Genomic DNA, 19,385 nt, shown 5'->3' with positions numbered 1-19,385 from the left:
GCACGAAAATTCTTGAAATTGCACGAATCTGCACGTTACCATGGGCGCCGTCCTTTGTCGAACCGGAGGCTGCAATGGCTGCAACGCGGGAGCGGGTCCGCATCGTCGATACGACGGTGCTGTCCGATGACTGGTATGTGCTGCGCAAGGTGACGTTCGATTTCCTGCGCCGCGACGGCACGTGGCAACGCCTGAGCCGCGAGACCTACGATCGCGGCAACGGCGCGACGATCCTGCTGCGTCATGCCGAGACGGGCGACGTGCTGCTGACGCGGCAGTTCCGGATGCCGGCGTTCGTGAGCGGGCACGACGGCATGCTGCTCGAGGCGGCCGCCGGCCTGCTCGACGACGAAACGCCCGAAGCGCGCATCCGCGCGGAAGCCGAGGAGGAGACCGGCTATCGCGTGCGCGGCGTGCGCAAGGTGTTCGAGGCGTTCATGAGCCCGGGTTCCGTGACGGAGAAGCTGCATTTCTTCGTCGGCGAATACGATGCGTCGCTGCGCACCGGCGCGGGCGGCGGCGTCGCGGAAGAGGGCGAGGATCTCGAGGTCGTCGAGATGCCGCTGCAGGCGGCGCTGGACGCGGTCGAGCGCGGCGAGATCGTCGATGCGAAGACGATCATGCTGCTCCAGTACGTCGCGCTGCGGGACACCGCGGGCGCGCGCGCCGCATGACGCCGCGGCTCGTGCTGGTCGCCGGCCCGTATCGCAGCGGCACGGACGGCGACCCCGCGCGCATCGCCGCGAACCTGCATCGGCTGGAAGCGGCGGCGCTCGCCGTGTATCGCCGCGGGCACGTGCCGATGATCGGCGAGTGGGTGTCGCTGCCGCTCGCGGCCGCGGCCGGATCGACGCGGGTCGGCGACGCGATCGGCGAAACCTTCCTGTATCCGGCCGCGCACCGGCTGCTGCGGCGCTGCGATGCGGTGCTGCGGATCGACGGCGTGTCGCGGGGGGCGGATGCGGACGTGGCGCTTGCGCGGCGACTCGGCAAGCCGGTCTATTTCGCGGTCGACGAGATGCCGGTTGCGCGGGACGATTCGGCTGACTGAGCGAACATGGGCGCCGGTTGGCGGCATCGCCGGTGCGGCGTGTGCGGCCGGCCGGCACGTGCATCGCCCCAGGCCGGCGCGTGGCGTGCATGCCGCGTTGCGCGGCCGATGCAGCGCGGCGTCCGAACCGGCGTATGATCGCGACGCCACTCGCGCCATGCTCGACGCCACTGCTTCTCCATCATGCCTTTTTCCGATCCCGCTGATTCCGCCGACTCCGCCGATCCCTCCGGTTCCGCCGCCGCGCCGCTTCCCGCCGATCTCGTCGCGTCCGCCGTCGACGCACTCGCGCGCGCCGACGCATTGCTCGTCACGGCCGGCGCGGGCATCGGCGTCGACTCCGGGCTGCCCGATTTTCGCGGCACGGACGGCTTCTGGCGCGCGTATCCGGCGCTGCGCCACGAGCGTTTCGAATTCCACGAGATCGCGTCGCCGCACGCGTTTCGTGCGCGTGCGCCGCTCGCGTGGGGGTTCTACGGACACCGTCTCGCGCTCTACCGCGCGACGGTGCCGCACGCCGGCTTCGCGATCCTGCGCCGCTGGATCGACGCGATGCCGAACGGCGGCTTCGTGCTGACGAGCAACGTCGACGGCCAGTTTCAGAAAGCCGGCTTCGATCCGGCGCGCATCGTCGAGATCCACGGCTCGATTCATGCGATGCAATGCCTGCGCCCGTGCACGGACGAGACGTGGGACGCGGCGCCGTTCGTGCCGGAGGTCGACGAAACGACGTGCCGCCTCGTGGGCGACCTGCCGCGCTGCCCGCACTGCGGCGGGCTCGCGCGGCCGAACATTCTGATGTTCGGCGACACCGGCTGGCTCGGTGCGCGCTACGACGCTCAGGCGCGCGCGCTCGAAGACTGGATCGCGCGGGCCGGGCGCGTCGCCGTGGTCGAGATCGGCGCGGGCACCGCGATTCCGACCGTGCGCCTGTTGAGCGAACGGTTTGGCGCCGACGTGATCCGCATCAACGCGCGCGAAGCGCATGCGCGCCGGCCGGACGTGATCGGGCTGAAGGGCGGTGCGCTGGCGACGCTGAACGCGCTCGAGCGCGCGTGGCGCGGCGGCTGATCCCACGCCGACCGGCCGAGCCCGCGCCGATTACGGCCGCGCGACGAGCGCCTGCACGAGCGCCGGCGCGATCGGCGAACCGAGGCCGCGGCGCGCGCGTGGAAATCGTGAAAGGCGCCATGCGTTCGCGACACGATCCGCCGCCCGTCGGCATTGCCGGCGCGGCGCGATTGCGCATACAGTTCCGCGTAGGCCGCGCGCGCCGCGCGGCGCCGCCAGACAGGAGTGTCCTTGTTCTATTCGATCGTCGCGATCTTCGTCGGCGCCGGGCTCGGCGCGTTGCTGCGCTGGTTCCTGAGCCTCGCGCTCAACGCGTTCTTTCCCGCGGTTCCGCTCGGCACGCTCGCGTCGAATCTGATTGGCGGCTATGTGATCGGCGTGGCCGCCGTCCTGTTTACCGCTCGCGTCGGGCTGCCGCCCGAGTGGCGGCTGTTCGTGATCACGGGCTTTCTCGGCGGTCTCACGACGTTCTCGACCTTTTCGGTCGAAGTGATGACGCACGCGCTCGAGGGTGAATTCGGATGGGCGTTGGCGGTGGCTGCCCTACACTTGACTGGATCGTTCGCGCTGACGGCGCTCGGCATGTGGACCGCGCGCGCGTGGCTCGCGGCGGCCTGAGCAGGCCGTCATCGGAGGGAGCGATGGACAGGGTCGTGTTGCGCTTCTACGTGCACGAGCAGCACCGGTTGCACTGGAAGCCGCTGTGGGAATGGCTGCTGGAAGAGGCGAACCGGATGGGCGTCGCGGGTGGCTCCGCGTTTCGTGCGATGGCCGGCTTCGGCCAGCATCGCGTGCTGCACGAGGATCGCTTCTTCGAACTGCAGGGCTCGGTCGCGATCGAGGTCGAATTCATCGTCACCGAGGACGAAGCGCAGCGGCTGCTCGAGCGGCTGTCGCGCGAGAAAGTGCGCGTGTGCTACGCGATGATGCCCGCGCGCTTCGGCGTGATCGACACGCTCGGCGCACCGCCGGCGCAGGGGCCGGCGGCGTAGGGCGCGGATCAGATGCCGAACATCGTCAGCGACACGGCGGCGCGCGTGACGATCATCAGCAGCACCTGCACGATCACGAACAGCAGGATCGGCGACAGGTCGATGCCGCCGAGGTTCGGGATCACGCGGCGCAGCGGGTTCAGGAACGGCGCGGTGAGCTGGTAGAGGATCGGCATCGCCGGCGAGTGCGGGTTGAGCCACGACAGCAGCGCCATCAGGATCGTCATCCAGATCACGAGATTGAGCGCCCACTTCACGACGGTGAGCAGCGCGACCACGACGAGCGTCGCGATCACGGCGGCCGGATCGAAACCGGCCATCACGACCATCAGCACGACGTAGACGAGCGCGGTGAGCAGCGCGGCGACGACGCTGGCCCAATCGATGCCGCGTACGCCCGCGATCACGCGGCGCAGCGGCAGCACGAGCCAGTTGGTCGCCTGCAGCACGGCTTGCGTGACGGGGTTGTACGGCGGCACGCGGACGGCCTGCATCCAGACGCGCAGGATCAGCGCGGCGCCGAATAGCGTGAAGACGGTATTGAGCAGAAAACGGGCGATCTCGCCGAACATCGTTGGCATCCTTTTTATACAGTCAGTAGCGTGCGGCCGCCAACGCCGGTCGGCGGCGCATCGGCCGACACCTTATCACGCCTCGTCTCGCGACGGGGAGGGGTGCGCGGCCACGCGCGCGAGCGACGTTTCGACGGCTGCGGCCAGCGCCGGCAGCGTGGCCGGCGGCGTCGCGCGCTTCGCCGCGAGCGCGACCGCGCGGCGCGTCAGCAGCGCGTACAGTGCCGCATGATCGCCGCCGCGCGCCTCGAGCAGCGCGAGCTGGCGCTCGACGATGCCCGTGTCGCCGCGCGACACCGGCCCGGACAGCGCATTCGCGAGCCCCTTGTCGCGGACGGTCTCGATCGTGCCGGCCAGCATCGGCAGCAGCGCGCGCAGCGCGGCGCCCTCGTCGAAACCGAGGCCGCGCCACAGCTCGACCGCTTCCGACAGCCCGCACAGCGCGAAGCTCGCCGCGTAGTGGGCGGCCGCGTGATACAGCATCCGGCCGCCGGCCGGAATCGACAGCGGATGGCAGCCGAGTGCGGCGGCAAGTCGCAGCAGCGTCGCGTGCAGCGCGCCGTCCGCTTCGATCGTGACCGAGCAGCCGTCGATGCGGGCGAGGTCGGCATCGGTGCCGCCGAACAGATAAAGAGGATGGAAGCCGCCGGTGGCCGCGCCTTGCTGCTTCGCCGGATCGAGCAGCGCGACCGGCGATGCGCCGCTGCAATGAACGACCGCCTGGCGGGCGGCGCGCGAGGCGTCGAAGCGCAGCGCCGCGGCGCTCGACGCGAGATGATCGTCGGGCGTCGTCACGAAGATCAGGTCGGCGGCGTCGGCCACCTGCTGCGGGGTATCGACCGCGCGGCAGCCGTCGATGCGCGCGGCGAGGCCGATGGCCGACGCCGGCGTGCGGCTCGCGATCGCGACGACGGGAAAGCCGGCCTGCGCGAAACGTTGCGCGACACAGCGCGCGAGGCGGCCGGCGCCGATGAAGCCGAGGCGGGGTGTGTCGGGAAGCGGCATGGCAGCGGATGTAAGCGAAAACGAAGCAGCCGTCAGTATCGCAGGAATGACGGCGGTGTCGCGCAAGCCCGCCTGCGAGGCGGCCGCACGTATGAATTACCGATGCGCGGTGCGATCGATGCGTGGGCAGGGTGGCGGTATTGCGGCGGAATCAGGATTACGGAATCCGACCCCGAAATTTCGTGCGCCGCCCCCGCTTGAAATGTCGGCATGTTGTCTCGAATTTGTAATCGTTCATTACGTACGCGTGCCGGCTGCGCGCGCCGGATCCGGTAAGACTGACCGGTCGTCGTGTCGCGACCCGACTTCTCGGATGGAATCGCGCGACCCGCAAGGGTCGCCGCCCACGCCGGGCGCCGCGCCGGACGGCCGCTGCGGCCGCGTGCGATTGCAATTTGCAACAAATGCACGATACGCGCCGGGCGCGTTTTCGCTACATTGCTTGCATGCGACGTGCATGCCCGCCGTTGCCGACAGGAGCGCCTAAAATACCGCTCCAGCAGGAGAATCGAAGTGAAAAAGCTCGTTCCGTTCATCGCCGCCGCCGCGCTGGGCCTGGGTGCCGCAAGCGCCGCGCAGGCTCACGTGTCGATCGGGGTCGGCATCGGTATCCCGGTCGCACCCGCGTATCCCGTCTATGCACCGCCGCCGCCCGTGTATTACGCGCCGCCGCCTCCGCCCGTGTACTACGCGCCGGCGCCGGCCTACTATGCGCCGCCGCCCGCCGTGGTCGTCGGCGGCTACTATGGTCGCCCGTACTGGCGCCACGGTTACGGCGGCTGGGGCCATCACGGCTACTGGCGTCGCTGATTCGTCCCGCGCGGCCTGACCGCGCGCGGCAAAACGGCGCAACGTCCCGCGAGGGGCGCTGCGCCGTTTTTCATTGGGGCCGCCGTTGCGTGCGCGGCTCGGCGCTGCACGACGGCACGCGATTACATCGCGCGCACGATCAGGTCGCGGTAGCCGCCGACGATCACGCTGTACGAAAAATACGCGAACAGCAGCGCCGACGCGACATGGCACGCACGCATCAGCCCGGCGCCCGCGCGCTTGCGGCCCTGGCTCGCGAGCGTGCACATGAAGAGCGTCCACGCGAGACCGCCGAGGAAAAAGCCCGACAGGAACACCGATGCGGTGGCCGGGGTGGTCGCGCCGGCTTTCGCGATCAGCGCGCCGCCGACCGCTGCGAACCACAGGATCGCGCTCGGCGACGACATCGCGAGCAGCATCCCGCGCACGAAACTGCGCCGCGCGCTCGCCCGCGGCGGCGGTGCATCGTCCGCGTCGTCGTCGGCTGCGTTGGCGGGCGCCAGCGCTTCGCGCGCCATCTTCCACGTGAGGAACAGCAGCACCGCGCCGCCGCCGATCCACACGATCCAGCGCACGGGTTCGAACTGCAGCAGCACGGCCATCCCCGCGAGCGCGAGCGCCGCGTAGACGAGATCGCCCACGCACGAGCCGACGCCGAGCCAGAAGCCCGGGCGGAAGCCGTGCGACAGCGTCAGCGACAGCATCGCGACGTTCACGAGGCCGATGTCGAGACACAACGATAGCGACAGAAAGAATCCGTCGGACAGCATGGAGGCGGGCGGAAAGTTCATTGTCTGGATGCGTGCGGCGATTGCGATGCGCGGGCCGGCGGGCGCCGGCCGCGTGGCGTCAGAGGCCGATCTCTTGCCACAGCCGGTCGACGCGCGCCTTCACGGCCGCGTCCATCTCGATCGGGCGGCCCCATTCGCGATGCGTTTCGCCCGGCCACTTGTTGGTCGCGTCGAGCCCCATCTTCGAGCCGAGTCCGGCCACCGGCGACGCGAAGTCGAGATAGTCGATCGGCGTGCTGTCGACCATCACCGTGTCGCGCACGGGGTCGACGCGCGTCGTGATCGCCCAGATCACTTCCTTCCAGTCGCGGATGTTCACGTCCTCGTCGACGACCACGATGAACTTCGTATACATGAACTGCCGCAGGAAGCTCCACACGCCGAACATCACGCGCTTTGCGTGGCCCGCGTAGCTCTTCTTCATCTGGACGATGGCCATCCGGTAACTGCAGCCTTCGGGCGGCAAGTAGAAGTCGGTGATTTCCGTGAACTGCTTCTGCAGCAGCGGCACGAACACCTCGTTGAGCGCGACGCCGAGCACCGCGGGCTCGTCGGGCGGCTTGCCCGTGTAGGTCGAATGGTAGATCGCGTCGCGGCGCATCGTGATGCGCTCGACGGTGAACACCGGAAACCACTCCTGCTCGTTGTAATAGCCGGTATGGTCGCCGTACGGCCCTTCGAGCGCGTGTTCGTACGCGGCCGCCGCGTTGCCGGTCGGCCGCGGCGGTGCGCCGGCCGGTGCGGGGGAAGGGGTGCCTTCCTGCGGATGAATGAAGCCTTCGAGCACGATTTCCGCGCGCGCGGGCACCTGCAGCGTGTCGACGCCGGGCGTCAGGCACTTCGCGAGTTCCGTGCGGCTGCCGCGCAGCAGGCCGGCGAACTGATACTCGGACAGCGAATCGGGCACGGGCGTCACGGCGCCGAGCGTCGTGGCCGGATCGGCGCCGAGCACGACCGCGACCGGATAGGGCTTGCCGGGGTTGCGCAGCGCGAATTCGCGGAAATCGAGCGCGCCGCCGCGATGCGCGAGCCAGCGCATGATCAGCTTGTTGCGGCCGATCAATTGCTGACGGTAGATGCCGAGGTTCTGGCGCGGCTTGTTCGGCCCGCGCGTGACCGTCAGGCCCCACGTGACGAGCGGCCCCGCATCGCCGGGCCAGCAGGTCTGGATCGGCAGCTTGTTCAGGTCGACGTCGGCGCCTTCCCAGACGATTTCCTGGCACGGCGGCGACGACACCGACTTCGGCGCCATGTCCCACACCGCCTTCGCGAGCGACAGCAGCTTGCCGGCGTCCTTCAGGCTCTTCGGCGGATCGGGTTCCTTCAGCGCGGACAGCAGGCGCCCGAGATCGCGCAGCGAACTAAGCGCGGCCTCGTCGCCCGCATCGACGCCCATCCCGAGCGCGACGCGGCGCGGCGTGCCGAACAGGTTGCCGAGCACCGGGAACGCATGGCCGGGCGGCGCGTTGAACAGCAGCGCCGGGCCGCCGGCGCGCAACACGCGGTCGCACAGCTCGGTCATTTCGAGCACGGGCGACACGGGCTGCGTGACGCGCCGCAGTTCGCCGAGCGCCTCGAGGCGCTGAATGAAATCGCGTAAGTCTTTGTATTTCATGAAGAAGGTCCGGGCTGCCCGCAGGGCGGGCAGCGGTGGGCGGGGGCAGCGGCCGGCTGCGACCCCGAATCGACCGACGATTTTACCCGGGTCGCCGCGCGGCCGCCCGGCGCAGAAAAAAGTCGATCGAGCGCAAACCCCTTACGGCACGGGGATTGCGTTCTGAAGAGTGGTTTTAAATTACTTTTTGTTATGATTTGAAAGTTTTATAGTGTTGACGATCTATAAAACCCTGCTAGAATCCGCTCACATTGGTTGCAGGGTAAAAGGCTTCGAGCCGCCAATCACCGATCTTTGACGCAACGCGTCACCGTCCGCCGAATCCTGCACGGCGTTTTCGACGGCCTTTGTCGTAGTCCCAGCCAGCGCCACCAGACGCTGGTTTTTTGCGTGGGTGCCACCGCGTATGCCCGCCTCGCCCAGTGTGCGAAGGCGCCGGCCTTCTTACACCGTGGCCTCGAACGGTACTTATACCGTTTCCCCGATGCTTGCGCGTCCCAACCAAGGCGTGCGGCGTCGTGATTCCGCGGCGCGTTTTCCGTCTCGCCATCGAGCTGAGCGAGCCGCACGAGTCATGTTCATGGGAGATGATCTGAATGAACGCTTGGTTATCGTGGCGTCCCACCGAGCAGCATGCGCAAATCGTGCGCAACTTGCTGCGTCGCGGGACGCGTGTCAGTCACCATCTATTCAGCGTTGTCGGCTGTTTCGCGGTCGCAGTCGCGCTTGCACTGTGGCTGCTGCCAACCGTGCGCGGCACGCTCGCCGCGAAGCTGATGCCGGTCGTGTCCGCGGCCGTGCAGGCCGGTCCGGCCCGTCTGCTGTCCGGCCATCCGCTGCCGAACTTCGCGCCTGCCGGCGCGCAGCCGCAGCAGGAAGAGAATCCGGAAACGGATGCGCTTGCCGTCGGCCTCGACGTCGCACCGGAAGCCGCCGCTCAGGGCGCCCAGAGCGATGCGTCCGATCCGGCCCGTAACGGCCCGTCGCCCGTCGCGCTGGCGAAACTGATCCCGATTCAGCGCGTGGCTGCCGATGCCCGCGACGATCGCGCGCTCGCGTCGAACCGCGAACAGGCGCTCGTCGCCACCTATCTGTCGCGCCGTTACCGCGTTGCCCAAGAGCCGCTCGGCCAGCTCGTCAAGGCGGCGTTCCAGACCGGTCGCGACGTCGGCCTCGATCCGCTGCTGCTGCTGTCCGTGATGGCGATCGAATCGGGCTTCAACCCGTACGCCGAAAGCGGCGTCGGCGCGAAGGGGCTGATGCAGGTCATGTCGAAGGTGCATTCCGACAAGTTCGAGTATTTCGGCGGCACCGACACCGCGCTGCAGCCGCTCGCGAACCTGCAGGTCGGTGCGCTGGTGCTGAAGGACTGCATCGCGCGCGGCGGTTCGCTCGCGAACGGCCTGCGCCTGTACAACGGCTCGACGAATCCCGACGACAACGGCTACGGCTCGAAGGTGATGGCCGAACGCGGCCGCCTGCGCGACGTCGCGCGTGGCCGCAGCGTGCCGATCAACGCGCCGCAGGCGCCCGCGCAACCCGCGAAGCCGATCGTCACCGCCGCTGCCGTGACGGCCGCGGCAGGTGGCGCGAAGCGCGTGCATGCGACGCTCGACGGCACGACCTCGATCAAGGCGGCGCCGAAGGAAGCCGCCCCGCAGGACGACGCGAGCGTCGATACCGCGAAGCAGTCGCACGGCGATCATTCGGAGCTCGGCGCGTAACGGTCGCGTTTCGGCGGCTCCGGCCGGCACGACATGAAAAAAGCACCCGACTCGGGTGCTTTTTCTTTTTGCGGTGCGTGAAGCGGCGGTGCGCGCCCGGCCGCGGCGTCAGTGCTGGCCGAACAGCGCCGCGAGCCGGTCGACGGCCTCTTCGAGCCGCGAGTAGGCCGTCGCATAGGACAGGCGGATATAGTCGCGCGGCGCATGGACACCGAAGTCCATACCCGGCACCAGCACCACGCCTGCGTCGTGCAGCATCGCCTGCGTGAGTGCGGCGCTGTCGCCGGCCGCCGGATGGGCGACGCCGCCGCAATGCGCATACACGTAGAACGCGCCGTCCGGCATCACCGGCACCGTGAAGCCGAGCCGTTCGAGCGCCGGGGCGATGAAATCGCGGCGGCGCTTGAATTCGAGCCGGCGTGTTTCGTAGATGTCGAGCGTCGCGGGTTCGAAGCAGGCGAGCGCCGCGTGTTGCGCGAGCGCGGACGGGCAGATGAACAGGTTCTGCGAGAGCTTCTCGAACGAGCCGACGAGCGCGGGCGGCACGACGAGCCAGCCGAGCCGCCAGCCCGTCATGCTGAAATACTTCGAGAAGCTGTTCACGGTGATGACGTCGTCGCCGAACGACAGCGCCGAGACGGGCGCGGCGTCGTAGCTGAGCCCCTGGTAGATCTCGTCGACGATCGTGAAGCCGTGGCGTGCGCGCACCGCCTCGACGATCCGCTTCAGTTCGTCCGGTTCGAGCGACGTGCCGGTCGGGTTCGACGGCGACGCGAGCAGCACGCCGCGCGTGCGCGCGTTCCAGTGCGTGCGGACGTCGTGTTCGGTGAGCTGGAAGCGTGCGTCCGGGCCGCTCGGCACGAGCACCGGGCGACCTTCGGCCGCCGCGACGAAGTGCCGGTTGCACGGATACGACGGGTCGGGCATCAGCACTTCGTCGTCGCGGCCGACCAGCGCGAGGCACGCGAGCAGCAGCGCGGCCGATGCGCCGGCCGTCACGACGATCCGCTCGGGCGCGATCGCGAGGCCGTACGCGCGCGCATAGTGCGCGGCGATCGCCTCGCGCAGCGGCGCGATGCCGAGCGCGCTCGTGTACTGCGTGACGCCGCGGCGCAGCGCGGCCGCCGCGGCCTCGACGACCGGCTCCGGCGCGGTGAAATCCGGCTCGCCGATGCCCATGTGGATAACGTCGCGCCCCAAGGACTCGAGCCGCTGTGCCCCCTTCATCAGTTCCATCACGTGAAAGGGCTGGATCGCGTCGACGCGTGCGGCGAGCGTGACGAGCGAATCGGCGGTGGTATTCATCGGCAGCGGGGCGGAGGGGGAAAAGAATGAAAAACGGGCGCTTGCGCGCCCGTGGACCAACCAACGGTATCAGCCGTTGCGACGCGCCTGCGTTTCGGCGGGGCGCAGCTTCGCGGCCAGCTTGTCGAGCACGCCGTTCACGTACTTGTAGCCGTCGGAGCCGCCGAACGTCTTCGCGAGTTCGACGGCTTCGTTGATGATCACGCGATACGGCGTTTCGACGTGGTGCGTGAGCTCGAACGTCGCGATCAACAGCACCGCGCGTTCGACCGGCGACAGCTGATCGATCGGACGGTCCAGCGACGGCGCCAGCGCTTCGACGAGCGTCGCATGTTCGCGGATCACGCCGTGCAGGATCGCTTCGAGCAGTTCCTTGTCAGCCTTGTCGTAACCGAGCGCGCCGCGCAGTTGCGCGTCGATCTCGCCGGAGGGCGCGTTCGACAGCAGCCACTGGTACAGGCCCTGCGTCGCCAGCTCGCGCGATTGTCGGCGGGCGCTCTTCTTCATGCGCGCTCCTCTTCGTCGTCTTCGTCTTCCTCTTCGTCCTCGTCGTCGCCGAGCTGGTCGAGCGCCATCGTCAGGTTGGCCATCTCGACGGCGACGCGTGCGGCGTCACGACCCTTTTCGGTCATGCGCGCGACGGCCTGCTCGTCGGTTTCGGTCGTCAGGACCGCATTCGCGATCGGCAGGTTGAAGTCGAGGCCGATGCGGGTGATGCCCGCGCCGCTCTCGTTCGACACGAGTTCGAAATGGTAGGTCTCGCCGCGGATCACCGCGCCGAGCGCGATCAGTGCGTCGAACTGGCCGCTTTCGGCGAGCTTCTGCAGTGCGAGCGGGATTTCCAGCGCGCCGGGCACCGACACGAGCAGCACGTCTTCACCGGTGACGCCGAGGCGCTCCAGTTCTTCGACGCACGCGTCGGCGAGGCCGTTGCACACGGGTTCGTTGAAGCGCGATTGCACGATGCCGATACGCAGGCCGTCGCCTTCGAGATTCGGTTGGTATTGTCCGATTTCCATGATCTGGTCCGTGGTGTGGATGAACGGTTATAGGGCGAAAGCGCCGTGGCGGGTTACGCGTGGGACGCCGGGCAGGACTTGGTCTCGCCGCCGGGCATCGGAATGAAGCCCGTGACTTCGAGGCCGTAGCCGGACATGCTGCCCAGCTTGCGCGGATTCGACAGCACCTGCATCTTGCCGACGCCGACATCGCGCAGGATCTGCGCGCCGATGCCGAACGTCTTGAAATCGACCGGCCGGCGCTTGAGCGCAGCGGCCCTTTCTTCCTCGTCGAACGCCTTGAAGACGTCGATCAGGTGTTCCTTCGTATCGCCGCAGTTGAGCAGCACGATCACGCCGAGGTCGCGTTCCGCGATCTCGCGCATCGCGGCGTCGAGCGTCCACGAGTGCGTCGAGATGCCCGTCTCGAGCAGGTCGAGCACGGACAGCGGCTCGTGCACGCGCACCGGCGTATCGACGTCGGGCGACGGCATGCCGCGCACCAGCGCGATGTGCGGCGAGCCGCTCGGCTGGTCGCGGTACAGCACCGCGCGGAACGTGCCGTGCGCGGTCTGCATCGTGCGCTCGGCGATCCGCTCGATGATCGATTCGGTGCGGCTGCGGTACTGGATCAGGTCGGCGATCGTGCCGATCTTCAGGTCGTGTTCCTTCGCGAATTCGATCAGGTCCGGCAGGCGCGCCATCGTGCCGTCGTCCTTGATGATCTCGCAGATCACCGCGGCCGGCGTGAGGCCCGCGAGCGCGGTGAAGTCGCAGCCGGCCTCGGTGTGGCCCGCGCGCACGAGCACGCCGCCCGGTTGCGCCATGATCGGGAACACGTGGCCCGGTTGCACGATGTGCTCGGGGCGCACGTCGTGCGCGACCGCCGTGGCGATCGTGTGCGCGCGGTCGGCGGCCGAGATGCCGGTTGTCACGCCTTCGGCCGCTTCGATGCTGACCGTGAACGCGGTGCCGTACTGCGTGCCGTTGCGATAGGTCATCAGCGGCAGGTGCAGCTGCTTGCAGCGTTCCTGCGTCAACGTCAGACAAATCAGGCCGCGGCCGTACCTGGCCATGAAGTTGATCGCTTCCGGCGTGACGAATTCGGCGGCGATCACGAGGTCGCCCTCGTTTTCGCGGTCTTCTTCGTCGACCAGGATCACCATCCGGCCGGCTTTCAGCTCGGCGATGATGTCGAGCGTGGAGGCGAGCGTCATAAGGGGGCGAGAAAGAGGAAAGTGCGTATTTTACGCCAGCCGGGCGGCGTTTCGGCTGGCGCAGGCCGGGCGGGGCCGGCCTGCGCTCCGGAAAGCGCCGTGGCCGGCCTGCGCGCGGGGGCGCACGGCAGCGGGCCGGGCGTTGCGCGGCCGCGCGTCACGCGTGCTCGTTGCGCCCGCCGAGGTAGTCCAGCTTGCCGAGTTCGACGCCACTATGGCGCAGGATGTCGTACGCGGTCGTCACGTGGAAGAAGAAGTTGGGCAGCACGAAATTCAGCAGATACGACTGGCCGGTGAATTCGATCGGCCCGACGCGCATCTTCAGCACGACCTGGCGCGTTTCGCTGCCGTCGATCTGCGCGGCGTCGAAGCTTTTCAGGTAGTCGATCGTCTTCTGGATGCGCGCATGCAGCTCGTCGAAGGTCTGTTCGACGTCCGGGTAGCTCGGGATGTCGACGCCGGCGAGCCGCGCGGCGCAGCCCTTGGCCGTGTCGGTCGCGATGTAGACCTGGCGGACGAGCGGCAGCATGTCCGGATAGAGGCGTGCGCCGATGAATACCGACGGATCGATCTGCTTTTCGGCCGCATGGGCCTGCGCCTTGCCGAGGATGTGCTGCAGGTTGGTGAGGCCGCGGATCAGGACGGGCAGCGAAGCCTGGTACATCGAGATGGACATGGGAACGACTCCTGTGGGAAGAGAGGCGGCGCGGTATGCGGCACGTCGTGTGTTGCGGCGTTGAAACCGCTGTCGACGCATCTTAGCGCGACGGCATGACCCGTGCGCGTCGTTAGCCGTTTGGCCAGGTGTCGGCTGGCCAAACGGCCAACGACCGAACGCGATCCCGATGGCGGCGTGTCGGTGTCCGGCGACGGAGCGGCCCGGCACGAAGTAGGGTGAGAGCAAAGCGCGGCGCGGCCCGTGCGGCCCATGCACGCGATCGGGCCGGCGGCCGGCGAGTGGTCAAGCGACGGGGCGGCGGCGACGCCCGAACCATGCCGGGCGAACCGCCAGCCGTCATTCCCCGCACCGGACGGGGCCGGCCGATCAGTCCTGATGCACGCCCTGCGACGACGACAGCATCCGCTCCACGTACCGCGCGATCATGTCGACTTCGAGATTGACCTTGTCGCCGGCCTTCACGTGACGCAGCGTCGTGACTTCGACCGTATGCGGAATCAGGTTGATCGAGAATTCGCAGCCGTCCGCGCGATCGTCGATCGTATTGACGGTCAGGCTCACGCCGTTCACCGTGATCGAGCCCTTGTACGCGAGATAGCGGCCGAGTTCGCGCGGCGCGACGATCCGCAGTTCGTGCGACTCGCCGACCGGCGCGAAGCGCGACACGGTGCCGAGGCCGTCCACATGGCCCGACACGATATGCCCGCCGAGGCGATCGTGCGCGCGCAGCGCCTTCTCGAGATTCACTTCGCCGGGCTGTGCGAGGCCGACCGTCCGGTTCAGGCTTTCGCGCGACACGTCGACGTCGAACGCGGTGTCGGTCTTTGCGATCACCGTCATGCACGCGCCCTGGATCGCGATGCTGTCGCCGAGCGCGACATCGGCCAGGTCGAGCCCGCCGGCCTGCACGGTCAGGCGTACGCCGGCGTCGGCCGACGTGCCGAGCGGGGCGATCGATTCGATGCGGCCGACGGCCGCGACAATTCCGGTAAACATCGTGACGGCTCCGTTCAGTGAGAGGCGTCGGGCGGCGCGAACCGCGCGAGGATCCGCAAGTCGTCGCCGATCCGCTCGATACCGTGGAACGACAGTCGGGTGCGCGCATCGAGGCTCGCCGGCGCGGCGAGATCGAACATGCCGGCTGCGTCGGCGCCCAGCAGGCTCGGCGCCAGATACACCAGCAATTCGTCGACGCACCGTTCGCGCAGCAGCGAACCGTTCAGCTTGTGGCCGGCCTCGACGTGCAGCTCGTTGACGCCGCGCGCGCCGAGCGCCGCCAGCATCGCGGGCAGGTCGACCTTGCCGTGCGCGTTCGCGAGCGGCACGATTTCCGCGCCGCGCGACTTCAGCACGTTCGCGCGGACCTCGCCGGCGGCGTCGAGCCGGCCGCAGAAGATCAGCAGCGGCGCGCCTTCGAGCAGCCGCGCGTCGAGCGGCAGGTCGAGGCGGCTGTCCACGAGGATGCGTTGCGGCTGACGCGGCGTGTCGATGCCGCGCACGGTCAGCAGCGGATTGTCCTCGCGCACGGTGCCGATGCCGGTGAGGATCGCGCACGCGCGGGCGCGCCACGCGTGCCCGTCGAGGCGCGCGGCCTCGCCGGTGATCCACTGGCTTTCGCCGGACGGCAGCGCGGTGCGGCCGTCGAGCGATGCGGCGGTCTTCATCCGCACCCACGGGCGGCCGCGCGTCATCCTCGACACGAAGCCGATGTTCAGCTCGCCGGCCTCGTGCGCGAGCAGCCCGCAGCGCACGTCGATGCCCGCATCGCGCAGCATCCCGAGGCCGCGGCCCGACACCTGCGGATTCGGGTCTTCCATCGCCGCGACGACCTTCGCGACGCGCGCGTCGATCAGCGCGTTCGCGCACGGCGGCGTGCGGCCGAAATGACTGCACGGTTCGAGCGTCACGTACACGGTCGAGCCCGCGACGTCGTGGCCGCGCGCACGCGCGTCCTTCAGCGCCTGCACTTCCGCGTGATCCTGGCCGGCCGGCTGCGTGAAGCCTTCGCCGATCACGTCGCCGTGCTTGACGATCACGCAGCCGACGCGCGGATTCGGCGCGGTCGTGTACATGCCGCGCGCGGCGAGCGCGAGCGCGCGCTGCATGTGGGCGAAATCGGTATCCGAGAACATGCGCGCGGCCCCGGGTCAGGCGGCGAGTGCCGCGAACGCGCGGCGCGCGGCCGCGAGCGTCGCGTCGATCACCGCGTCGTCGTGGGTGCTCGACACGAAACCCGCCTCGTAGGCCGACGGCGCGAAGTACACGCCCTCGTCGAGCATCAGGTGGAAGAAGCGGTTGAAGCGCTCGGTGTCGCTCTTCGTCACTTCCGCGAAGCTGCCCGGCACGCGCTCGGCGAAGTACAGGCCGAACATCGCGCCGATCGAGTCGGCCGCGAACGGCACGCCGGCCGCGCGCGCTTCGGCCGCGAGGCCGTCGGCGAGCCGCTTCGTCTGCGCGGTGAGCGCGTCGTAGAAGCCCGGCGCCTGGATCAGTTGCAGCGTCTTCAGGCCCGCGGCGACCGCGATCGGGTTGCCCGACAGCGTGCCGGCCTGGTAGACGCCGCCGAGCGGCGCGAGGTGGGCCATGATGTCGCGGCGGCCGCCGAACGCGGCGGCCGGCATCCCGCCGCCGATCACCTTGCCGAGGCAAGTGAGGTCGGCCGCGATCCCGTAGTGCGCCTGCGCGCCGCCGAGCGCGACGCGGAACCCGCACATCACCTCGTCGAAGATCAGCACGGCGCCGTGCTTCGTGCACAGCGCGCGCAGCGCGTTCAGGAATTCGGGCGTGCCGCGCACGAGGTTCATGTTGCCGGCCACCGGCTCGACGATCACCGCGGCGATTTCGTCGCCGAACGCGCCGAAGGCTTCCTCGAGCACGGCGACGTTGTTGTATTCGAGGACGGTCGTGTGCTTCGCGATGTCGGCGGGCACGCCGGCCGACGTCGGGTTGCCGAACGTCAGCAGGCCCGAGCCGGCCTTGACCAGCAGGCTGTCCGCGTGGCCGTGGTAGCAGCCCTCGAACTTCACGATGCGGCTGCGGCCCGTGAAACCGCGCGCGAGACGCAGCGCGCTCATCGTGGCCTCGGTGCCGCTCGACACCATCCGCACCTGCTCGATCGACGGCACGAGCTTGCAGATTTCCTCGGCGATCTCGATCTCGGCTTCGGTCGGCGCGCCGAACGAGAAGCCGTCGGCGAGCACGTTCTGCACGGCCGACAGCACTTCCGGATGGACGTGGCCGACGATCATCGGGCCCCACGAACCGATGTAGTCGATGTACTGCTTGCCGTCGGCATCCCAGAAATACGGGCCTTGCGCGCGCGCGACGAAGCGCGGCGTGCCGCCGACCGAACGGAACGCGCGTACCGGCGAGTTGACGCCGCCCGGAATGGTCTTCTGGGCGCGTTCGAAGAGAATCTGATTGTTGGACATGAGCGAAACCTGCGAGAGAACGGCGCGGGGGCCTGTGCACGGGCCGCGGCGCCTGGGCGGAACGATCGTCCGATTGTACCGGAGACACGCGAGGCGGGCCCGCCGCCGGTCCGCGGCCTTTGGGCGCGCGGCGGATTACCCGGCCGGGTAGCGCGGGCCTGATTCGACCCGGTTTCCGGTCATCGCGGCGGCTTGCGCTTGCCGGTCAGCTCGGCCCAGCGCTTTTCGAGCGGACCCTCGACCATCGGCTTGATCGACGTGCCGGAGCTCTGCGCATCCCAGGTCTGCACCGAATACGGATGCACGCGCAGCGCGTCGCGCGCAATCACGACGTCCTGGTGCGCGTCGACCAGCCAGTCGTACACGAAGTCGATGCACAGCCGGTAACCGCGCCTGGTCGACGGATCGGGCACCTCGTACGGCGCGCGCGTCACGTAGCCGGAGCCGAACACACCCTTGGGCGCCTGCGCGACGCGGTGCAGGAATACGCGGTCGCCCGGCAGGATGCCGCGCGCGAAGCCGCAGCCCCATACGTCATGCACGGCCTCGCCGGCCTTCACGCGCGCGGCGACGTCGGGCAGTTCGGGCCATGGCCATTTCTTGGGGCTCCAGATCAGCAGGAAAGCGGTCATCGGTTCGGTCGTACGTCGAAAGGATCGGACAAGCGCGGCGGGCAGCCGCAAGCTTAATCGAATCCGCCGGCGTGCTCATGGGTGCGCGCGACGCGCGTGGGCGGCTCCCCGGCCGCCGCCGCGCGCGGTCCGAGGCACGCAAAAAAGTTGCGCGTACAATCATGGGCCTGAACGCGCCGCTTGCGGTGCGGCTTCCCGTCTTCACCGTCACGCGCGCCCCGATGCGCGCGGACTCCCATTCCGGATACCCATGTCCCACGTCGTCCGGCGCCGGCCCGATGCCCGGCTGATCCTGTTGCTCGGCGCGCTCGCGGCCTGCGGGCCGATCGCCACCGACATGTACCTGCCGAGCCTGCCGTCGATCGCCGCCGGCTTCTCGGTCAGCCCCGGCGCCGCGCAGCGCACGCTGACCAGCTTCATGGCCGGCTTCTCGATCGGCATGCTGCTGTACGGCCCGCTGTCCGACACGTGGGGCCGCCGGCCCGTGCTGCTCGGCGGGATCGCGCTGTTCACGCTCGCGAGCGTCGGCTGCTTCGTGTCGGGCTCGATCGACATGCTGATCGTCGTGCGCTTCCTGCAGGCGCTCGGCGCCGGCGCCGCGTCGGTGCTCGCGCGTGCGATCGCACGCGACGCGCACGAGCCGAGCGACGCGGCGAAGGTGCTGTCGATGGTCGCGATCGTCACCGCGGTCGGGCCGCTGCTCGCGCCGCTGATCGGCGGCCAGATCCTGCGCTTCGCCGGCTGGCGCGGCGTGTTCGTCGTGCTGGCCGTGTTCGGCGCGATCTGCGCGACGACCGCGTATCTGCGGGTGCCCGAAACCTGGCCGAAGGAGCGGCGCAAGAGCGCGGCCGTGCTCGCGTCGTTCGCGTCGTACGGGCGCATCCTGTCCGACCCGGTTGCATGGGGGCACATGCTGTGCGGCGGGATGGCGTTCGCGTCGATGTTCTCGTACATCACCGCGACGCCGTTCGTGTACATCGAGTATTTCCACGTGTCGCCGCAGCACTACGGGCTGCTGTTCGGCCTGAACGTCGTCGGGATCATGATCGGCAACTTCGCGAACACGCGCCTCGTCGGCCGCATCGGTTCGCTGCGCATCATCGCGGCCGCGTCGCTCGTGAGCTGCGTCGCGTCGCTCGCGGTCGCGCTCGTCGCGCTGACGGGGTGGGGTGGGCTGTGGTCGATCGTCGTGTGTCTGTTCTTCGTCGTCGGCGTGGTCGGGATCCTGTCCGCGAACTGCACGACCGACCTCATGCACCGCTATCCGCACAACGCGGGCGCGTCGGCGGCCGTGTTCGGCGCGATGCAGCTCGCGCTCGGCGCGCTGGCGAGCGTGGCGATCGGCGTACTCGCGGACGGCACGCCGTTCGCGATGGGCGTGACGATCGGCGTGTCGGGCCTGCTGTGTTTCGCCGGGCGCTACCTCGTGCTGCGCTGGCACGGCCGGCCGGTGAAAGCGGGCGCCTGAGCCGCCCCGCCAGTCGGGCCGCGC

Annotated in this window: 21 protein-coding genes; 8 read left to right on the top strand and 13 right to left on the bottom strand. The window is 69.1% G+C overall.

The window, feature by feature from the left end; genetic code table 11:
• Positions 1–74: 74 nt before the first annotated feature.
• The 5 genes from WS96_RS27820 to WS96_RS27800 all read left to right on the top strand — a co-directional run bounded on the left by WS96_RS27820 (position 75) and on the right by WS96_RS27800 (position 3,114).
• Positions 75–674, top strand: a complete 600-nt coding sequence (locus WS96_RS27820) for an NUDIX domain-containing protein (RefSeq protein ID WP_034206629.1) — start codon at positions 75–77, stop codon at positions 672–674.
• Positions 671–1,051 (top strand): NUDIX hydrolase, encoded by a 381-nt coding sequence (locus WS96_RS27815; RefSeq protein WP_034206630.1) that lies wholly within the window; start codon positions 671–673, stop codon positions 1,049–1,051. The genes WS96_RS27820 and WS96_RS27815 overlap by 4 nt, the downstream gene beginning before the upstream one ends.
• A 183-nt stretch (positions 1,052–1,234) precedes the next feature.
• Positions 1,235–2,122, top strand: a complete 888-nt coding sequence (locus WS96_RS27810) for an SIR2 family NAD-dependent protein deacylase (protein ID WP_059836892.1) — start codon at positions 1,235–1,237, stop codon at positions 2,120–2,122.
• Between the two features lie 231 nt (positions 2,123–2,353).
• On the top strand, positions 2,354–2,740 hold the full coding sequence (crcB, locus tag WS96_RS27805; RefSeq protein ID WP_034206632.1) for a fluoride efflux transporter CrcB: 387 nt from the start codon (positions 2,354–2,356) through the stop codon (positions 2,738–2,740).
• A 23-nt stretch (positions 2,741–2,763) separates the two neighbouring features.
• Positions 2,764–3,114: a DUF190 domain-containing protein gene (locus tag WS96_RS27800; protein WP_059836890.1), complete on the top strand. Its 351-nt coding sequence runs from the start codon at positions 2,764–2,766 to the stop codon at positions 3,112–3,114.
• A gap of 8 nt (positions 3,115–3,122) precedes the next feature.
• On the opposite strand, the gene WS96_RS27795 is transcribed toward WS96_RS27800, so the two are convergent.
• Positions 3,123–3,686, bottom strand: coding sequence for a YggT family protein (locus WS96_RS27795; protein ID WP_034206634.1), 564 nt, complete (start codon positions 3,684–3,686; stop codon positions 3,123–3,125).
• A 75-nt stretch (positions 3,687–3,761) separates the two neighbouring features.
• Positions 3,762–4,691, bottom strand: coding sequence for a Rossmann-like and DUF2520 domain-containing protein (locus WS96_RS27790; RefSeq protein ID WP_059836888.1), 930 nt, complete (start codon positions 4,689–4,691; stop codon positions 3,762–3,764).
• A 513-nt stretch (positions 4,692–5,204) separates the two neighbouring features.
• On the opposite strand from WS96_RS27790, the gene WS96_RS27785 reads away from it, so the two are divergent.
• The gene (locus WS96_RS27785) at positions 5,205–5,501 is read left to right on the top strand and encodes a hypothetical protein (RefSeq protein ID WP_059836887.1); all 297 of its coding nucleotides are present in this window, start codon (positions 5,205–5,207) and stop codon (positions 5,499–5,501) included.
• 122 nt (positions 5,502–5,623) lie between these two features.
• Here the strand turns inward: WS96_RS27785 and WS96_RS27780 are convergent, their stop codons facing one another.
• Together WS96_RS27780 and WS96_RS27775 are read right to left on the bottom strand one after the other, a co-directional pair.
• Complete coding sequence (locus tag WS96_RS27780) at positions 5,624–6,292, bottom strand: LysE family translocator (protein WP_059836885.1); 669 nt, start codon at positions 6,290–6,292, stop codon at positions 5,624–5,626.
• 58 nt (positions 6,293–6,350) lie between these two features.
• Entirely contained in the window at positions 6,351–7,907 is a 1,557-nt protein-coding gene (locus WS96_RS27775; RefSeq protein ID WP_059836883.1) for a UbiD family decarboxylase, read from the bottom strand.
• Positions 7,908–8,503: 596 nt separating this feature from the next.
• Between WS96_RS27775 and WS96_RS27770 the strand changes: the two genes are divergently transcribed.
• Complete coding sequence (locus tag WS96_RS27770; RefSeq protein ID WP_059836881.1) at positions 8,504–9,631, top strand: lytic transglycosylase domain-containing protein; 1,128 nt, start codon at positions 8,504–8,506, stop codon at positions 9,629–9,631.
• A 108-nt stretch (positions 9,632–9,739) separates the two neighbouring features.
• Here the strand turns inward: WS96_RS27770 and WS96_RS27765 are convergent, their stop codons facing one another.
• The 9 genes from WS96_RS27765 to WS96_RS27725 form a co-directional block, all read right to left on the bottom strand.
• Positions 9,740–10,936 carry a pyridoxal phosphate-dependent aminotransferase gene (locus WS96_RS27765; protein ID WP_059836879.1) on the bottom strand — a complete coding sequence of 399 codons (1,197 nt, stop codon included), beginning with the start codon at positions 10,934–10,936 and terminating at the stop codon, positions 9,740–9,742.
• 69 nt (positions 10,937–11,005) lie between these two features.
• A complete protein-coding gene (gene nusB / locus WS96_RS27760; RefSeq protein WP_006476662.1) occupies positions 11,006–11,443 on the bottom strand; it encodes a transcription antitermination factor NusB in 438 nt (145 codons plus the stop codon).
• On the bottom strand, positions 11,440–11,955 hold the full coding sequence (gene ribH, locus WS96_RS27755; RefSeq protein WP_034206641.1) for a 6,7-dimethyl-8-ribityllumazine synthase: 516 nt from the start codon (positions 11,953–11,955) through the stop codon (positions 11,440–11,442). The genes nusB and ribH overlap by 4 nt, the downstream gene beginning before the upstream one ends.
• A gap of 53 nt (positions 11,956–12,008) precedes the next feature.
• Positions 12,009–13,151 carry a bifunctional 3,4-dihydroxy-2-butanone-4-phosphate synthase/GTP cyclohydrolase II gene (gene ribBA / locus WS96_RS27750; protein WP_059836877.1) on the bottom strand — a complete coding sequence of 381 codons (1,143 nt, stop codon included), beginning with the start codon at positions 13,149–13,151 and terminating at the stop codon, positions 12,009–12,011.
• Between the two features lie 157 nt (positions 13,152–13,308).
• Positions 13,309–13,827 carry a DUF1993 domain-containing protein gene (locus WS96_RS27745; protein WP_059836875.1) on the bottom strand — a complete coding sequence of 173 codons (519 nt, stop codon included), beginning with the start codon at positions 13,825–13,827 and terminating at the stop codon, positions 13,309–13,311.
• 369 nt (positions 13,828–14,196) lie between these two features.
• Positions 14,197–14,826 (bottom strand): riboflavin synthase, encoded by a 630-nt coding sequence (locus WS96_RS27740; RefSeq protein WP_059779572.1) that lies wholly within the window; start codon positions 14,824–14,826, stop codon positions 14,197–14,199.
• A gap of 14 nt (positions 14,827–14,840) precedes the next feature.
• Complete coding sequence (gene ribD / locus WS96_RS27735; RefSeq protein ID WP_059836873.1) at positions 14,841–15,962, bottom strand: bifunctional diaminohydroxyphosphoribosylaminopyrimidine deaminase/5-amino-6-(5-phosphoribosylamino)uracil reductase RibD; 1,122 nt, start codon at positions 15,960–15,962, stop codon at positions 14,841–14,843.
• A 15-nt stretch (positions 15,963–15,977) separates the two neighbouring features.
• Positions 15,978–17,261, bottom strand: coding sequence for a glutamate-1-semialdehyde 2,1-aminomutase (gene hemL / locus WS96_RS27730; RefSeq protein ID WP_034206646.1), 1,284 nt, complete (start codon positions 17,259–17,261; stop codon positions 15,978–15,980).
• Positions 17,262–17,440: 179 nt separating this feature from the next.
• Positions 17,441–17,893 carry a hypothetical protein gene (locus WS96_RS27725; RefSeq protein ID WP_034206647.1) on the bottom strand — a complete coding sequence of 151 codons (453 nt, stop codon included), beginning with the start codon at positions 17,891–17,893 and terminating at the stop codon, positions 17,441–17,443.
• A 250-nt stretch (positions 17,894–18,143) separates the two neighbouring features.
• Between WS96_RS27725 and WS96_RS27720 the strand changes: the two genes are divergently transcribed.
• Positions 18,144–19,361: a Bcr/CflA family multidrug efflux MFS transporter gene (locus WS96_RS27720; protein WP_059836871.1), complete on the top strand. Its 1,218-nt coding sequence runs from the start codon at positions 18,144–18,146 to the stop codon at positions 19,359–19,361.
• Positions 19,362–19,385 lie beyond the last annotated feature (24 nt).

It is taken from the genome of Burkholderia sp. MSMB1835, from assembly GCF_001526365.1.
Lineage (GTDB): Bacteria > Pseudomonadota > Gammaproteobacteria > Burkholderiales > Burkholderiaceae > Burkholderia.
Note: the sequence above shows the minus strand (reverse complement) of the source record. Positions and strands in the feature narration are given on the sequence as shown.

Coding starts and splice junctions, on each gene's coding strand:
- WS96_RS27820 (WP_034206629.1), top strand. CDS start 75: ATGGCTGCAACGCGGGAGCGGGTCCGCATCGTCGATACGACGGTGCTG.
- WS96_RS27815 (WP_034206630.1), top strand. CDS start 671: ATGACGCCGCGGCTCGTGCTGGTCGCCGGCCCGTATCGCAGCGGCACG.
- WS96_RS27810 (WP_059836892.1), top strand. CDS start 1,235: ATGCCTTTTTCCGATCCCGCTGATTCCGCCGACTCCGCCGATCCCTCC.
- WS96_RS27800 (WP_059836890.1), top strand. CDS start 2,764: ATGGACAGGGTCGTGTTGCGCTTCTACGTGCACGAGCAGCACCGGTTG.
- WS96_RS27795 (WP_034206634.1), bottom strand. CDS start 3,686: ATGTTCGGCGAGATCGCCCGTTTTCTGCTCAATACCGTCTTCACGCTA.
- WS96_RS27790 (WP_059836888.1), bottom strand. CDS start 4,691: ATGCCGCTTCCCGACACACCCCGCCTCGGCTTCATCGGCGCCGGCCGC.
- WS96_RS27780 (WP_059836885.1), bottom strand. CDS start 6,292: ATGAACTTTCCGCCCGCCTCCATGCTGTCCGACGGATTCTTTCTGTCG.
- WS96_RS27775 (WP_059836883.1), bottom strand. CDS start 7,907: ATGAAATACAAAGACTTACGCGATTTCATTCAGCGCCTCGAGGCGCTC.
- WS96_RS27770 (WP_059836881.1), top strand. CDS start 8,504: ATGAACGCTTGGTTATCGTGGCGTCCCACCGAGCAGCATGCGCAAATC.
- WS96_RS27765 (WP_059836879.1), bottom strand. CDS start 10,936: ATGAATACCACCGCCGATTCGCTCGTCACGCTCGCCGCACGCGTCGAC.
- nusB (WP_006476662.1), bottom strand. CDS start 11,443: ATGAAGAAGAGCGCCCGCCGACAATCGCGCGAGCTGGCGACGCAGGGC.
- ribH (WP_034206641.1), bottom strand. CDS start 11,955: ATGGAAATCGGACAATACCAACCGAATCTCGAAGGCGACGGCCTGCGT.
- ribBA (WP_059836877.1), bottom strand. CDS start 13,151: ATGACGCTCGCCTCCACGCTCGACATCATCGCCGAGCTGAAAGCCGGC.
- WS96_RS27745 (WP_059836875.1), bottom strand. CDS start 13,827: ATGTCCATCTCGATGTACCAGGCTTCGCTGCCCGTCCTGATCCGCGGC.
- WS96_RS27740 (WP_059779572.1), bottom strand. CDS start 14,826: ATGTTTACCGGAATTGTCGCGGCCGTCGGCCGCATCGAATCGATCGCC.
- ribD (WP_059836873.1), bottom strand. CDS start 15,962: ATGTTCTCGGATACCGATTTCGCCCACATGCAGCGCGCGCTCGCGCTC.
- hemL (WP_034206646.1), bottom strand. CDS start 17,261: ATGTCCAACAATCAGATTCTCTTCGAACGCGCCCAGAAGACCATTCCG.
- WS96_RS27725 (WP_034206647.1), bottom strand. CDS start 17,893: ATGACCGCTTTCCTGCTGATCTGGAGCCCCAAGAAATGGCCATGGCCC.
- WS96_RS27720 (WP_059836871.1), top strand. CDS start 18,144: ATGTCCCACGTCGTCCGGCGCCGGCCCGATGCCCGGCTGATCCTGTTG.